Source organism: Rhizobium sp. R635 (assembly GCF_002211285.1).
Classification (GTDB): domain Bacteria; phylum Pseudomonadota; class Alphaproteobacteria; order Rhizobiales; family Rhizobiaceae; genus Rhizobium.
On record NZ_LOKX01000003.1, the window covers coordinates 167,683 to 182,191 of the forward strand.

Sequence of the window (14,509 nt, forward strand, 5' to 3'; positions counted from 1 at the left end):
TGAAACAGAAGAAGGCGCCGCGACCGATCGCGGCGCCTTTTCGTTAGGCGGGGTCTCCTGTCGCCAAGGGCTTCCAGGATTGTTCGCGGTCCGCCTCCTCGGCGAGGTCGATCCCAATAAGAACCGCATTCCTGATTCGCCGCCGAATGAGGTCCGCATGGCCGGGGTCCGTGCGAAGCATGCCGCTTTCGTGAAGGGCTTGCAGCCGGGAACGGGAAAGCTTCAGTTCGGACGCCAGCAGGCGGTCGAGACGGATGCTGATCGGAAACGGAACCGTCAGTTCGATTTCCAAACGCGTCCACTCCGGAACGTCCTGCTGGATTTTTTTGGTGACTTCGAAGTCGGCGAACTCGTCCACGCGTTGCGATTTGCGTCGCAGTGCTTCGAGATTGAAGGTTTCCGCCCGAATCCAATCCGGATCGTTGGACTGTAACGCGTCAAGGATTGCGGGATCGATGGTGCGGACATTCTGGCGTTCCAGGATCGGCCGGTTCCACGTTCTTTGGCAGGTCAGGCATTTGTAGATGAGCCAGGCATCCAGTTTGCGGCCGTTGGCGTTGAGCCGGATCTTGTCGCTGGATTGGAAGGCTCTGAGGCCTCCGCATCCGCCGCATGCAATCCAAGGCTGAGGTGCTGTTGTCGGAATGATGGTCCATCGGACCCGAAGCGTCTTGCACATATCGCGTTGGTCTTCCTGTCGGAAGTCCACCAGGATGGTGCATGAGAAAGCCCCTGCGGGCGCGGCGTGGCGATGTTCTGGGCGGCTGAAGAGCTGAGGCAGCGGAGCTGCGCATGGCACAAAATAACAATGCCAAACCGGTCTCTCGCCACCACCCGATGAACATGGTCATACCCCGGCAGCGCATCGCTGTCCCGAAGTACAGGTGAAACTGGAGTGAGACCGGTATTTACTTAGGCAAAATGAACCTCGGTGCGCCAACGCTCTTCAACCCGAGGAATAACAAATGATCGGAGCGGATGGGAGTCCCCGCTGCTTTCCGCAATTGAAAGCCGCAGACTTGAGACTTTTATGCAACTTGATGATGCGGGCGGGAGCGCGGGGCGCTTCCCTCACTTGTCGCGGTTGACGCTCATTTCCCCGAAGATGCGGGCGACTTCCTTCTGCAGCTCGGTGTCGGCGCCGGTGATCGGCGCAAGATCGGGGTCACGGCGCGGCAGGTTGCCGGGCTGCGGCGCGGCCTGGCGCGGCGCCTGGTTTGCCGGCGCCGGCACAACGCGTTCGGCCGTCAGGTTGTTCGACATCTCCTCTTCCAGCACGCGCTGGAAATCACGCCGAATCGCCGCTGCCGATTGCGCAGCCGCATCGTCCTCGGCCGTCGCCGTGCGCGCGGCCGCCGGCGTGCTCTGGACAGGCGGGGCGGAGACCTCAGGTTCGATGCGCTGCTGCGGCAGCACGCGCTGGCGGGCAGCATCGAGGATCTCGGCGGCACTGGCCGCGTCCCGGTACGGTGCGGGCTGCGCGGAAGCAGGCGGAGCGGGACGTTCCGGCGGGCGCGGCGAGGGCGGGACGGCGCGCAGCGAATTGTCGCGTTCTGCCGCCAGAGAGGCTATCGCAGGAGATGCTGCGGGCTCAACCGGAAGAGGGCTCGTGGCCACCGGGGACGCGACGACCGGCTGGGCCGGCGGTTCGGGACGAGGGCGCGGTTCCGGCGACACGGGTGCGGAGAACGAGGGCTCGGGGGCCGGTTCGACGCGGGCCGCGACAGGCGGGCGAGCTGCAGGGGCGGGCGGCGTTTCCGGCCGCGCGGCCGGTATCGGACGCTCATCGGCGGGCTGCGGACGGTGGGCGCTTTCCGCCTGTCCGGCCGTCTCGGTCAGGATGCGGCTTTCGATAACGATATCGGTCGGGCCGCCGATCATGATCAGGTGCTCGACATCGTCGCGGCGAACCAGCACCAGCCGGCGGCGGGTATCGACGGCAGCCGCATCCAGCACCTGCAGGCGGGGCTGGCGGTTTTTGCCGCCGCGAACGAAGGGCGAAGGCGCGCGATTGCGGAGCAGCCAGAGCGCGAGGATGAGCAGGAGAAGCGCCAGACCGACGCCACCGGCGGCAAGCAGGAAGCGGCTGCCGTAAGCTCCCACAACATCATCGAACATAGTCACTCACTCCATTTCACATTCGGCACATATTGACGACTTTTCCGTTCCTTAGACAAGGGCCGAAGGTCCTGTCCAGTCACGCGCGAACGCGATTTCGTGTGCGCAGGGTTGCGCGTGCAGGTGTTGCGCTTTTGCGGGCACCTCAGGCGAGCTTCAGGGGCAGATGGCGCTCTTGCCTGTGAATTCAAGCAGTCTTGCCGCCTACCGCTGTTTTTGCCGGCGCGGCAAATTGCTAAGAAGGAAGGAGTGCCTGATTCCTGCTTCGTCTTCGTGCTACGAACCAAGCCGGAAGGGTTTATGTGAGGAATACATGACGAAACCGCGTCAGGCCGACGACTATAACGCACCGCTTGTCGATCGTGGGGGGCGTTCTGGCACGGTTTTGCGCATTCTCCTCCTGGCGATCGTGCTGATCGCGGCCGCCGGCGGCTTCGTCGTTTTCAAGCACTCGCTCGACAATGAGATCGTGCTCGGCGGTCTCGGCGTGCTCGCCATGGTCGGCATCTTCTTCCTGGTATCTTCCGTCATCGGCTTCATCGAGGTGATGCCGCAGCGCCAGTCCGACAGCCTGGCGCGCGCGTTCCTGAACAGCCATCCCGACGGCACGCTGATCACTGACGAAAAAGGCCGGATCATCTATGCCAACGCCGCCTATGGCGCGTTGACGGGCGCACGCAAGGCGACCGAGGTGCAGACGCTGGAAACGCTGCTTTCCCGTCACCGCGAATCCAACGAGGCGCTCTACAGGCTGGTCAACGGCCTGCGCGAGGGAAGGGAAGGCCGCGAGGAATTCCGTCTGCTGCGCGCGGTCGGCCCCGGCGGCAACGGCTCGGGCGCACACTGGTACCGGCTGAAGGCGCGGCTGCTCCAGCCGGAGGAGAACGGCGGCAAGCCGCTGCAGATCTGGCAGATTACCGACATCACCACCGAGCGCGACGATCAGGAGCGTTTCTTCAAGGAGCTGCAGAACGCGATCGACTATCTCGACCATGCGCCGGCCGGATTCTTCTCCGCTGGCAGGAAGGGCGAGATCTTCTATCTGAATGCGACGCTTGCGGAGTGGCTGAGCCTCGACCTCACCAAGTTCGTGCCGGGCTCGATGACGATCGGCGACGTCGTGGCGGGCGAGGGGCTGGCGCTGATCCAGTCGGTGCAGGCCGAACCGGGTTTGAAAAAGACCGTGACGCTCGATCTCGACCTGCGCAAGACCAACGGCCAGAGCCTGCCGGTGCAGATCATCCACAGCGTCACTTCGATGCGCGACGGCGCGCCCGGCGAAAGCCGGACGATCGTGCTGGCGCGCGAAAAGAGCGACGAGAGCGGCCATTCCGCTTCGGCCGCGGCCATGCGCTTCACCCGCTTCTTCAACAACACGCCGATGGCGATCGCCTCGGTCGATGGCGACGGGCGCATCCTGCGCACCAATGCGCCTTTCCTGAAGCTGTTCTCCGGCGTTGTCTCTCGTGACGATCTCGAAAGGCGGCCGCGTCTCGAAACCATCGTGCAGGAGAGCGACCGGCCGCAGCTGGCCGAGGCGCTGGCGGCAGCGAAGGACCGGCAGGGCGACATCGCGCCGCTCGACACCCGCACGCCGACCGATGAGGCGCGCTATTTCCGCTTCTACGTCAACGCGGTCATCGACCAGAGCGACGAAGCGCCTGAGGAAGCGGCGATCGTTTATGCCGTCGAGGTGACCGAGCAGAAGGCGCTGGAAGCGCAGATGGCGCAGACGCAGAAGATGAATGCCGTGGGAACGCTTGCCGGCGGCATCGCGCACGACTTCAACAACGTGCTGACGGCGATCCTGCTTTCCTCCGACCATCTGCTGCTGCAGGCGCGCCCCTCGGATGCGAGCTTCGCCGACCTGATGGAGATCAAGCGCAACGCCAATCGCGCCGCCGTGCTGGTGCGCCAGCTGCTCGCCTTCTCGCGCAAGCAGACGATGCGGCCCTCGGTGCTGAACCTGACCGACGTCGTCGGCGACCTGCGCATGCTGGTCGACCGGCTGCTCTCCGGCACCAATGTCAAACTCGACGTGCAGTATGGCCGTGATCTCTGGCCGGTCAAAACGGACCTTTCGCAATTCGAGCAGGTGCTGATCAACCTCTGCGTCAATGCGCGCGACGCCATGCCGGAGGGCGGCACGCTGACGCTGCGCACCCGCAATCTGACCGCCGCCGACGTTGCCGCCTTCAACTATTCCTATATGCCGGCCGAGGACATGGTGCTGGTCGAGGTCGCCGATAACGGCACGGGCATTGCGCCTGAGATCATGGACAAGATCTTCGAGCCGTTCTTCACCACCAAGGATGTCGGCAAGGGAACCGGTCTCGGCCTCGCCATGGTCTATGGCATTGTCAAGCAATCGGGCGGTTACATCCAGCCGGAATCCGAAGTCGGCAAGGGCACGACCTTCCGTGTCTTCCTGCCGCGCCACATTCCGGAGCCGGCGGTTGCAGCGGAAGCGGGCGCGATAGACGGCGCCATTGCCGGAACGGAAGTGCTGCCGCCGCCCGTATCGTCGCAGCAGCCCGAGGACCTGACCGGCTCGGCCGTCGTTCTTCTCGTCGAGGATGAAGAGGCGGTGCGCCGCGGTGGCAAGCGCATGCTGGAAACACGGGGCTATACCGTGCACGAGGCGGGCTCGGGGGTCGAGGCACTGAGCATCATGGAAGAGCTCGACGGCAAGGTCGACATCGTCGTCTCCGACGTCGTGATGCCCGAAATGGACGGCCCGACGCTGCTGCGCGAGCTGCGCAAGAACTATCCCGACCTGAAATTCATCTTCGTTTCAGGCTATGCCGAGGACGCGTTTGCCCGCAACCTGCCGCCGGATGCGAAATTCGGGTTCTTGCCGAAGCCGTTCTCGCTGAAGCAGCTGGCGGTGGTGGTGAAAGAGACGCTGGATAGTTAGGGCTGCGGCTTGGCGGTTTCAGTAGAGGGTGCGCTGTGTGGTACCCCCTCTGTCCTGCTGGACATCTCCCCCACAAGGGGGGAGATCGACAAGCGGCCTGACCGTCGCACACAGCTACCGCTTTGCCGGGCGACAACGCTTGTTGTTTGGGGAGCCGCGCACCCAGCCGATCTCCCTCCTTGTGGGGGAGATGTCCGGCAGGACAGAGGGGGTGCTACACGGCACTATCTATCTGTATGGCCGGACCAGTTCGCCCGTCAAAAATTACTCGCCCAGCGCCACGGCAATCTCCGCCGCAAGCCGGGCATTGTTCTCCACCAATGCAATATTCGTCTTCAGGCTCTGCCCGTCCGTCAGGTCGAAGATGGTCGAGAGCAGATACGGCGTCACCGCCTTGCCGGTGATTTCGTCGCGCTCGGCGCTATCAAGTGCCCGCTCGATATAGATTTCCATTTCCTCGCGCGCGATCTCGTCGGCTTCGGGCACCGGATTGGCGACGAGCATGCCGCCATCGATGCCGAGCTGATCGCGCACGGTCTGGAAATTGGCGATGGCCGCCGGGCTGTTCAGCGACAGCGGGCTTGGAATGCCCGAGGAGCGCGACCAGAAGGCGGGGAATTCTTCGCTCTCATAGGTGACGACGGGTACGCCGCGGGTTTCCAGCACTTCCAGCGTCTTCGGAATGTCGAGGATCGCCTTGGCGCCGGCGCAGACGACGATGACGCCGGTGCGCGCCAGTTCTTCCAGATCGGCCGATATATCGAAGCTTTCCTCGGCGCCGCGATGCACGCCGCCGATGCCGCCGGTGGCAAAGACGCGGATGCCGGCGCGGGCTGCCGCAATCATCGTCGCCGCGACCGTGGTGGCGCCGGTGCGGCGCTCGGCGATCGCGAAAGCGAGGTCAGCGCGCGACACCTTCATCACATCAGTCGCCTTGGCGAGCTGCTCCAGTTCGGCGGATTCAAGGCCGATATGCAAGGTGCCGTGGATGACGGCGATCGTTGCCGGGACGGCGCCCTGTTCGCGGATGATCGTCTCGACGCTGCGGGCCATCTCGATATTGCCGGGGTAGGGCATGCCGTGGGTGATGATGGTCGATTCCAGCGCCACCAGCGGCGCGCCGCGCTGCTTGGCGCTGGCGACTTCCTTCGAATAGGCGATCGGCAGAAGAGGAGAGATGGGCTTGGTCATGATCTTTTCCTGTGATCGGCAGAGCATGATACCGAAAAGCCGGGCGGGTTTCGAACGGCGTCATGCTCAACTCTTTAATTCAGCCGCTTCAATGCAGAATTCTGGCCTCGGGAACAAGGGCAAGCGCCTCATTCAGGAGAACCGGCGTCAGATTTTCATTGACGGCGTGCCGCGACTGCACGGTCAGCACTGCTGCTGCCGCGCCGTGGCGAACAGCCTCCGCGAGCGGCAAGCCTGACATCAAGGCGGCGAGTGTGCCGGCGGCAAGGGAATCTCCGGCGCCCGTGACGTCGGCGACGGTCTCGGCGATCGGCGGCTGCAGCGTCACGGCGCGGCCCTCACAAATCGCAACCAGCTCGCGCCGGCCGCGGGTGACGACGGCGTTTCGGATGCCGATTTCGTTCAGGAGCGGCGGCCAATCGCCCACATCCTCCGGCTGTCCGCCGGTAAGGGCAGCGGCTTCGGCCTCGTTCAGGAACAGATAGTCGATATCCTCGATGCAGGGTTTCAGCCTGACAACCTTGGCCGGCGAGATCGCGATCGCCGCGACGGGTTTTGCGAGGGAGCGCGCCTTCGCGACGATTGCCGAGATCGTCTCTTCCGGCAGGTTGGCATCGAAAAGGATGAAATCATGGGCGGCGAAGGCTTCCCGCACCCAGCGGATGGAGAGCCGGCGCGGCACGAAGAAACGGTAGAGTTCCATGTCGGCAAGGGCGATGACGAGGTTGCCGTCCTTCTCGATGATCGCCGTGTAACTCGGCGTCTTGCGGTCGAGGAAAACGAAGGGGCGGTCATCGACGCCGGCGAAATCGGCGGCTTCACCGACCATCTCGCCGGTAGCGTCGCCGCCGCGCGGCGAGATCATCGTCACTTGAAAGCCGAGCCTTGCGAGATTGCGCGCGGCGTTGAAGCCGCCGCCGCCCGGTTCCTCGAACCATGTGCCGGGATTGCTGGCGCCTGGCGCCGTCTCGCCGGAAATACGGCCGCGCCGATCGATATGGGCGCCGCCGAGAACGAGAATCTTTTTCTTCATTTCAGCTGCTCTCCTGGCGCCGAAGGAGCGAATCGACCGGGAGAGCACCGTTCCGCCGGAGCCGGTTTTGACGGCTTAAGCCTTTGCTTTGCATCGATAAAACAAATATAGAACACGAACCGTTTTACCTTTTTCTTTCAATTGTTTGATCGCCTATTGCGGGAGTGGAACAAATAGGGTACAAACTCGACATTGCTTGAGCGGCTTCAATAACCTAAAGGTGGATCGGATGTCTCAGAATTCATTGCGGCTGGTAGAGGACAAATCGGTGGACAAAAGCAAGGCGCTTGAAGCGGCACTCTCACAGATAGAGCGGTCGTTCGGCAAGGGCTCGATCATGAAACTCGGCTCCAACGAGAACGTCGTCGAGATCGAGACGGTTTCGACGGGCTCGCTCGGCCTCGATATCGCGCTCGGCATCGGCGGCCTGCCGAAGGGGCGTATCATCGAAATCTACGGGCCGGAAAGCTCCGGTAAGACGACGCTCGCGTTGCAGACCATTGCGGAAGCGCAGAAGAAGGGCGGCATCTGCGCCTTCGTCGACGCCGAACACGCTCTCGATCCGGTCTATGCGCGCAAGCTCGGCGTCGATCTGCAGAACCTGCTGATCTCGCAGCCCGACACCGGCGAGCAGGCGCTCGAAATCACCGATACGCTGGTGCGCTCCGGTGCCGTCGACGTTCTGGTCGTCGACTCGGTCGCTGCGCTGACGCCGCGCGCCGAAATCGAAGGCGAGATGGGCGACAGCCTTCCCGGCCTGCAGGCCCGCCTGATGAGCCAGGCGCTGCGCAAGCTCACCGCCTCGATCTCCAAGTCGAACTGCATGGTGATCTTCATCAACCAGATCCGCATGAAGATCGGCGTCATGTTCGGTTCGCCGGAAACGACGACGGGTGGCAACGCGCTGAAATTCTATGCTTCCGTCCGCCTCGACATTCGCCGCATCGGCGCGGTCAAGGAACGCGAAGAGGTGATCGGCAACCAGACCCGCGTCAAGGTCGTCAAGAACAAGATGGCGCCTCCCTTCAAGCAGGTCGAGTTCGACATCATGTATGGCGAGGGCGTGTCGAAGACCGGCGAACTCGTCGATCTCGGCGTCAAGGCCGGCATCGTCGAGAAGTCAGGTGCCTGGTTCTCCTATAACAGCCAGCGTCTCGGTCAGGGCCGTGAAAACGCCAAGACCTTCCTGCGCGACAATCCGGATCTCGCCCGCGAGATCGAGCTGTCGCTGCGCCAGAATGCCGGCCTGATCGCTGACCGCTTCCTGCAGAATGGCGGACCGGATGCCAATGACGGCGATGACGCGGCGGAGATGTAATTTTCGCGCTCAGTTCGTCTGCCAGTCCATTTGAAAGTCAGACCGGCCGCATTCCCTGATCAGAATGCGGCCGGTTTTGTTTGTCGGCTGGACAGTGGCGGAGGCGAACGTTAAAAGCCGATGGATTTGTATTTATCCGCCTTGGGCAGCATTGAAGGGCATAGAATGAGCGGCGTGAACGATATCCGGTCGACCTTCCTCGACTATTTCAAGAAGAACGGCCACGAGATCGTTCCGTCTAGCCCGCTCGTGCCGCGTAACGACCCGACGCTGATGTTCACCAATGCCGGCATGGTGCAGTTCAAGAACGTCTTTACCGGCCTGGAAAAGCGTCCCTATTCCACGGCGACGACCTCGCAGAAGTGCGTGCGCGCCGGCGGCAAGCATAACGACCTCGACAATGTCGGTTATACCGCGCGTCACCTGACCTTCTTCGAAATGCTCGGCAACTTCTCCTTTGGCGACTATTTCAAGGAGAATGCGATCGAGCTTGCCTGGAAGCTCGTGACCGAGGGGTTCGACCTGCCGAAGCATCGCCTGCTGGTGACCGTCTATTCCGAAGACGAGGAAGCAGCGGCGCTGTGGAAGAAGATCGCCGGCTTCTCCGACGACAAGATCATCCGTATCCCAACCTCCGACAATTTCTGGCAGATGGGCGATACCGGCCCCTGCGGCCCTTGCTCTGAAATCTTCATCGACCAGGGCGAGAACGTCTGGGGCGGCCCTCCCGGTTCGCCCGAGGAAGATGGCGACCGGTTCCTGGAATTCTGGAACCTCGTCTTCATGCAGTTCGAACAGACCGAGCCCGGCGTGCGCAACCCGCTGCCGCGTCCGTCGATCGATACCGGCATGGGCCTGGAGCGTATGGCCTGCATTCTCCAGGGCGTTCAGAGCGTTTTCGACACCGACCTGTTCCGCACGCTGACCGGCGCGATCGAGGATGCCGTCGGCGTCAAGGCCGCGGGCAGTGCCAGCCATCGCGTCATCGCCGATCACCTGCGCTCCTCCGCCTTCCTGATCGCCGACGGCGTTCTGCCGTCGAATGAGGGCCGCGGCTACGTGCTGCGCCGTATCATGCGCCGCGCCATGCGCCATGCCCAGCTTCTCGGCGCCAAGGAGCCGTTGATCTACAAGCTTCTGCCGACGCTGGTGCAGCAGATGGGCCGGGCCTATCCGGAGCTCGTGCGTGCCGAAGCACTGATCTCCGAGACGCTGAAGCTCGAGGAAAACCGCTTCCGCAAGACGTTGGAACGTGGCCTGTCGCTTCTATCCGACGCGACCGCCGACCTTTCCAAGGGCGACATGCTCGATGGAGAGACGGCTTTCAAGCTCTATGATACCTACGGTTTCCCGCTCGACCTGACGCAGGATGCGCTGCGTGCCCGTGAAATCGGCGTCGATATATCGGGCTTTACCGATGCGATGCAGCGCCAGAAGGCCGAAGCCCGTTCGCATTGGGCCGGCTCCGGCGAGAAGGCAACGGAAACCGTCTGGTTCGAACTTAGGGAAAAGCACGGCGCGACCGAGTTTCTCGGTTACGACACGGAGACCGCCGAAGGCGTTGTCCAGGCGATCGTCCGCGATGGTGCGGTTGCGACCGAGACCAAGGCCGGCGACAAGGTGCAGATCGTCGTCAGCCAGACGCCGTTCTATGGCGAATCCGGCGGCCAGATGGGTGATACCGGCGTGATCTCCTCCGACCACGGCAAGATCGAGATATCGGATACGCAGAAGAAGGGCGAAGGCCTCTTCGTGCATTCCGGAACCGTGATCGAAGGCGTGTTCAAGGCCGGCGACGCTGTTGTGTTGACGGTCGATCATGCCCGCCGTTCGCGCCTGCGCGCCAACCATTCTGCAACCCATCTGCTGCATGAGGCAATGCGCGAGGTGCTCGGCACCCATGTCGCCCAGAAGGGTTCGCTGGTCGCGCCCGAGCGCCTGCGTTTCGACGTGTCGCATCCGAAGCCGATGTCTGCGGAAGAACTGAAGATCGTCGAGGACATGGCCAATGAGATCGTGCTGCAGAATGCGCCGGTCACGACCCGCCTGATGAGCGTTGACGACGCCATCGCCGAAGGCGCCATGGCGCTGTTCGGCGAGAAGTACGGCGATGAAGTGCGTGTCGTGTCGATGGGCACAGGCCTTCATGGCGCAAAGAGCAACAAGCCTTACTCGGTCGAGCTTTGCGGTGGCACGCATGTGTCGGCTACCGGGCAGATCGGCCTCGTGCGCATCCTCGGCGAAAGCGCCGTCGGTGCAGGGGTTCGCCGTATCGAAGCGGTGACCGGTGAATCGGCGCGCGAATATCTCGCCGAGCAGGACGAGCGCGTGAAGACGCTCGCTGCCTCGCTGAAAGTTCAGCCTTCGGAAGTTCTGTCGCGCGTCGAAGCGCTGATGGACGAGCGCCGCAAGCTCGAAAAGGAACTGGCCGACGCCAAGCGCAAGCTTGCCATGGGCGGCGGGCAGGGCGGTTCTGCCGATGCCGTGCGCGAGGTCGCCGGAGTGAAGTTCCTCGGTAAGGCCGTGGCCGGCGTCGATCCGAAGGACCTCAAGGGTCTGGCCGATGACGGCAAAGCCAGCATCGGCTCCGGCGTCGTGACGCTCATCGGCGTGTCCGAGGATGGCAAGGCAAGTGCTGTTGTTGCGGTGACACCGGATCTGGTGCAGCGCTTCAGCGCCGTCGATCTGGTGCGCGTTGCTTCTGCCGCGCTCGGCGGCAAGGGCGGCGGAGGTCGTCCCGACATGGCGCAGGCCGGCGGCCCTGATGGCGCCAAGGCTGATGAGGCGCTTGAGGCTGTTGCAGCGGCACTTGCGGGCTGACCTGCCGTCCATTCCGCAGTTTCGAAAAGGCGGCAGCTCGGCTTCCGCCCAAGCTACATCATTCCTGTGACCTCAGGGCTTTGCCCGAGGGATGTCACAGGAATCCAGTGCGCCCAAGTCCTTGGGCGCGAAGGACTCTTTTCTTTAGGTGCTGATTCATTCACGGCGCAGACGCGCCGTGGCTGGATTCCTGTGACGAGCACAGGAATGAGGGAGGGGAGGCGGCGTAGCCGACATATGGCGACGCTTTTCTCTGCCGCTTACGGGGCGATGACATAGCGTTGGCGCTCCGGACCGCGCAAGTGCGCAGGATTTGTCAAATCGATATATGGTTCTTTTCAGCCGATCGATTTGCACGAGGTTTGACATGAACGGCGAAACGGCATGGGCACTTTACGAAAGCCGTCTGAGACGGGTTTCGGCCTATATTCACGACCACCTCGAGGAGGAGCTGGATATGGAGCGCCTGGCCGAAATCGCCTGTCTGTCGAGCTATCACTGGCACAGGATCTACCGGGCGATCTATGGCGGGACGCTGGCGGCCACCGTCAAGCGGCTGCGGCTGCATCGCGCGGCGGGCGAGATCGTCGGCACGGAGCTTGCCGTCGGCGAAATTGCAAAGCGATCAGGCTATCCCAATCTCCAATCCTTCAATCGCATCTTCAAGTCGGTCTACGGCATGCCGCCGGCCCGCTACCGGAAAGAGGGAAGCCACACAGCCTTCGAACCCTCACCTGACGGAAAGACCAAAGCCATGTTCGACGTGACCATACGCGAGATCGGGCCAACCGAGTTGATCGGTGTTGCCCATACCGGTTCCTATATGCAGATCGGCAAAGCCTTCGAGACCTTGTTCGGAACGCTTTACGCCCGCGGCCTCGCAAGGCCCGAAATGCGGATGATCGGCGTCTATTTCGATGACCCGGACATCGTGCCGGCCGAAAAACTGCGCTCAGTCGCCTGCGTCACCGGCACCTCCGAGCTTCCTGCCGAGGCGCCGTTCGAACGACGCGGGATCGAGGGCGGCGAATATGCCGTGCTGCGCCATAAGGGTCCCTATGCCGACATGCACAAGGCCTACCAGTGGCTCTATGCGGAATGGCTGCCCAAATCGGGGCGGCAGCTGAAGGACAGCGTCATGTTCGAGGAATATCTCAACAACCCGCGCGAGGTGCCGCCGACAGAACTGATGACGGACATTTATATGCCGCTCGCCTGACGGCGAATATTTCAGGCAGTCATGGCGGACAAAGCGGCATGCTGCAATGGCAGAAGCATTTTCTATTGCTATCTGTGTAGCTTGTAAGCTACACAGATAGCATGAAGCGGTATGAAATCGAGACCTATGTCAACGAGGCTGGCCAATCTCCGGTGCAGGAATGGCTGGCACAGATAAAGGACAAAACCGCTCGAACGAAACTCTATGCCCGCATTGATCGCGCAAGCTTTGGAAACTTTGGCGACTGGAAAAGCCTTCAAGGGGTCAAAGAAATCTATGAGTTGCGTGAACACTACGGCCAAGGTTACCGCGTCTATTATACTATCGTCGGCCAGAAGATAGTTTTGCTGTTGGCAGGCTCCACCAAGCAGGACCAGAATAAGGCGATAACGAAAGCCGCGGAATATCTGGCTGACTACAAACGGAGGGTAAAACCATGACCGCACCCAGCAAGACTTTCGATTTTCAGGATCGCGACAACCTCCTGCGCGACCCTGAGCAAGCCTCCATCTACTTGGCCGAATGCCTTGAAGATGGTGATATGGAGCTTTTTCAAGAAGCCCTGCGCAATGTAGCCAAAGCGCAGATTGGCGGTGTTCGTGCCGTCGCCGAGCAGGCTCACCTAAGCCGTGAAAACCTGTACCGAGCCCTCTCCAAGAACGGTAAGCCGCAATTGGAGACCGTTTCAAAGATGCTATCAGCCCTCGGGCTGAAATTCACGGTCACGCCTGCGCACCGGTAGGGAGCAGGAAATCGCAGCATTTAGCTCAAGCGGCGTGCATCGTCTTGCCGGCCTCGTCGTCGAGCGCGTTTGCGTGCTTATAGGCCTCGCGCTCGCTGACACGGCCGAAATAGTCGATGAAGGCCTGGCGCTTTTCGATGCTGCCGAAGCCGAGGCCCCAGCCGATATGGGCGCCGACATAGACGTCGGCGGCGGTGAAGCGTTCGCCGGTGACATAGGCCGATTGGGAGACCGCCATCTCGAGCGTGTTCATGACGTCGCCGAAACCGCCGCAGCCGGCCATGCGCAGGCGTTCCGCGGGAATTTCAAAGCCGAGTGCCTTCATCGTCACCGCCGATTCGAGCGGGCCGGCGGCAAAGAACATCCAGCGGTAATAACGGGCGCGTTCCTCCGGCCTTGGCGCCAGGCCCTTTTCCGGAAAAGTCTCGGCAAGATAGGCGCAGATCGCCGCGCATTCGGTCACGATGGTATCACCGTGGCGGATCGCCGGCACCTTGCCCATCGGATTGACCCGGAGATATTCCGGCGCCTTCATGGTTTCGCCGAAGGTCAGGAGTTCGGTGCGATAGGGCTGGCCGATCTCCTCCAGCATCCAGCGCGCGATGCGGCCGCGCGACATGGGGTTGGTATAGAATACCAGTTCTTCAGTCATGACATCCTCCTCGTTTCCCGGAATCAATAGTGCGGGCTGGCGTTTCTGCAACCCTGCTGCCTAAAGCGCCTTGCGGTATTGGATGAAGCCTGAGCGTTCGGCGATCTTGTCATAAAGGCGTCGGGCCGTCGCATTGCTTTCATACGTCATCCAATAGAGCCTGCCGGCACCGTTTTGCCGGGCCAGCCCGGCGACGGCCTCGATCAGTGCTGCGCCGGTGCCGAACCCGCGTCGACTGTCCTCGATATAGAGATCCTGGAGATAGCAGGTCCATTGCGGCAGCCAGCAGGACCGATGGAAGATGGCGTGTACGATGCCGACGAGGCGGCCGTCTTCGTCGAAGGCGCCGAGCGCATGCATCGGTCGAGCCCAGGTAAGATCGGTCGTCTCGGTGGGGATCACCACTTCGTAGAAACGCTGGTAGGCAGCCCATAAGGGTTCCCAGGCCGCGTAGTCAGAGGGTTGAAGCGGGCGCACGGTCGCCGTCATTTGCTGTTCT

General features: G+C 62.2%; 12 protein-coding genes. 6 read left to right on the forward strand and 6 right to left on the reverse strand.

Annotated elements, in window-relative coordinates:
• Positions 1 to 43: 43 nt before the first annotated feature.
• Both ATY78_RS04705 and ATY78_RS04710 read right to left on the reverse strand, forming a co-directional pair.
• Positions 44 to 679 (reverse strand): DUF1062 domain-containing protein, encoded by a 636-nt coding sequence (locus ATY78_RS04705; RefSeq protein ID WP_088681181.1) that lies wholly within the window; start codon positions 677 to 679, stop codon positions 44 to 46.
• 392 nt (positions 680 to 1,071) lie between these two features.
• On the reverse strand, positions 1,072 to 2,118 hold the full coding sequence (locus ATY78_RS04710) for a flagellar biosynthetic protein FliO (RefSeq protein WP_190237390.1): 1,047 nt from the start codon (positions 2,116 to 2,118) through the stop codon (positions 1,072 to 1,074).
• A gap of 313 nt (positions 2,119 to 2,431) precedes the next feature.
• Here ATY78_RS04710 and ATY78_RS04715 point away from each other — a divergent pair, with 313 nt between their 5' ends.
• Positions 2,432 to 5,035: a PAS domain-containing sensor histidine kinase gene (locus ATY78_RS04715; protein ID WP_088681183.1), complete on the forward strand. Its 2,604-nt coding sequence runs from the start codon at positions 2,432 to 2,434 to the stop codon at positions 5,033 to 5,035.
• A 264-nt stretch (positions 5,036 to 5,299) separates the two neighbouring features.
• Here ATY78_RS04715 and ATY78_RS04725 read toward each other — a convergent pair whose 3' ends face one another.
• A complete protein-coding gene (locus tag ATY78_RS04725) occupies positions 5,300 to 6,226 on the reverse strand; it encodes a pseudouridine-5'-phosphate glycosidase (protein WP_088681184.1) in 927 nt (308 codons plus the stop codon).
• Positions 6,227 to 6,314: 88 nt separating this feature from the next.
• Positions 6,315 to 7,259 (reverse strand): carbohydrate kinase family protein, encoded by a 945-nt coding sequence (locus ATY78_RS04730; RefSeq protein ID WP_088681185.1) that lies wholly within the window; start codon positions 7,257 to 7,259, stop codon positions 6,315 to 6,317.
• A 229-nt stretch (positions 7,260 to 7,488) separates the two neighbouring features.
• Here ATY78_RS04730 and recA point away from each other — a divergent pair, with 229 nt between their 5' ends.
• The 5 genes from recA to ATY78_RS04755 all read left to right on the forward strand — a co-directional run bounded on the left by recA (position 7,489) and on the right by ATY78_RS04755 (position 13,358).
• Positions 7,489 to 8,577, forward strand: coding sequence for a recombinase RecA (gene recA / locus ATY78_RS04735; protein WP_088681186.1), 1,089 nt, complete (start codon positions 7,489 to 7,491; stop codon positions 8,575 to 8,577).
• A gap of 165 nt (positions 8,578 to 8,742) precedes the next feature.
• On the forward strand, positions 8,743 to 11,397 hold the full coding sequence (gene alaS, locus ATY78_RS04740) for an alanine--tRNA ligase (RefSeq protein ID WP_088681187.1): 2,655 nt from the start codon (positions 8,743 to 8,745) through the stop codon (positions 11,395 to 11,397).
• A gap of 367 nt (positions 11,398 to 11,764) precedes the next feature.
• Entirely contained in the window at positions 11,765 to 12,616 is an 852-nt protein-coding gene (locus ATY78_RS04745) for an AraC family transcriptional regulator (protein WP_088681188.1), read from the forward strand.
• Between the two features lie 101 nt (positions 12,617 to 12,717).
• Positions 12,718 to 13,056, forward strand: a complete 339-nt coding sequence (locus ATY78_RS04750; protein WP_088681189.1) for a type II toxin-antitoxin system RelE/ParE family toxin — start codon at positions 12,718 to 12,720, stop codon at positions 13,054 to 13,056.
• Positions 13,053 to 13,358, forward strand: a complete 306-nt coding sequence (locus ATY78_RS04755; protein ID WP_088681190.1) for an addiction module antidote protein — start codon at positions 13,053 to 13,055, stop codon at positions 13,356 to 13,358. Before ATY78_RS04750 ends, ATY78_RS04755 begins: the two co-directional genes overlap by 4 nt.
• Before the next feature lie 25 nt (positions 13,359 to 13,383).
• Here ATY78_RS04755 and ATY78_RS04760 read toward each other — a convergent pair whose 3' ends face one another.
• Positions 13,384 to 14,010 carry a glutathione S-transferase family protein gene (locus tag ATY78_RS04760; protein ID WP_088681191.1) on the reverse strand — a complete coding sequence of 209 codons (627 nt, stop codon included), beginning with the start codon at positions 14,008 to 14,010 and terminating at the stop codon, positions 13,384 to 13,386.
• Positions 14,011 to 14,070: 60 nt separating this feature from the next.
• Positions 14,071 to 14,499 (reverse strand): GNAT family N-acetyltransferase, encoded by a 429-nt coding sequence (locus tag ATY78_RS04765; RefSeq protein WP_088681192.1) that lies wholly within the window; start codon positions 14,497 to 14,499, stop codon positions 14,071 to 14,073.
• Positions 14,500 to 14,509 lie beyond the last annotated feature (10 nt).

What these genes read in the sequence shown, in the direction of transcription:
- ATY78_RS04705 (WP_088681181.1), bottom strand. Translation starts at nt 679, where the DNA reads ATGTGCAAGACGCTTCGGGTCCGATGGACCATCATTCCGACAACAGCA.
- ATY78_RS04710 (WP_190237390.1), bottom strand. Translation starts at nt 2,118, where the DNA reads ATGTTCGATGATGTTGTGGGAGCTTACGGCAGCCGCTTCCTGCTTGCC.
- ATY78_RS04715 (WP_088681183.1), top strand. Translation starts at nt 2,432, where the DNA reads ATGACGAAACCGCGTCAGGCCGACGACTATAACGCACCGCTTGTCGAT.
- ATY78_RS04725 (WP_088681184.1), bottom strand. Translation starts at nt 6,226, where the DNA reads ATGACCAAGCCCATCTCTCCTCTTCTGCCGATCGCCTATTCGAAGGAA.
- ATY78_RS04730 (WP_088681185.1), bottom strand. Translation starts at nt 7,259, where the DNA reads ATGAAGAAAAAGATTCTCGTTCTCGGCGGCGCCCATATCGATCGGCGC.
- recA (WP_088681186.1), top strand. Translation starts at nt 7,489, where the DNA reads ATGTCTCAGAATTCATTGCGGCTGGTAGAGGACAAATCGGTGGACAAA.
- alaS (WP_088681187.1), top strand. Translation starts at nt 8,743, where the DNA reads ATGAGCGGCGTGAACGATATCCGGTCGACCTTCCTCGACTATTTCAAG.
- ATY78_RS04745 (WP_088681188.1), top strand. Translation starts at nt 11,765, where the DNA reads ATGAACGGCGAAACGGCATGGGCACTTTACGAAAGCCGTCTGAGACGG.
- ATY78_RS04750 (WP_088681189.1), top strand. Translation starts at nt 12,718, where the DNA reads ATGAAGCGGTATGAAATCGAGACCTATGTCAACGAGGCTGGCCAATCT.
- ATY78_RS04755 (WP_088681190.1), top strand. Translation starts at nt 13,053, where the DNA reads ATGACCGCACCCAGCAAGACTTTCGATTTTCAGGATCGCGACAACCTC.
- ATY78_RS04760 (WP_088681191.1), bottom strand. Translation starts at nt 14,010, where the DNA reads ATGACTGAAGAACTGGTATTCTATACCAACCCCATGTCGCGCGGCCGC.
- ATY78_RS04765 (WP_088681192.1), bottom strand. Translation starts at nt 14,499, where the DNA reads ATGACGGCGACCGTGCGCCCGCTTCAACCCTCTGACTACGCGGCCTGG.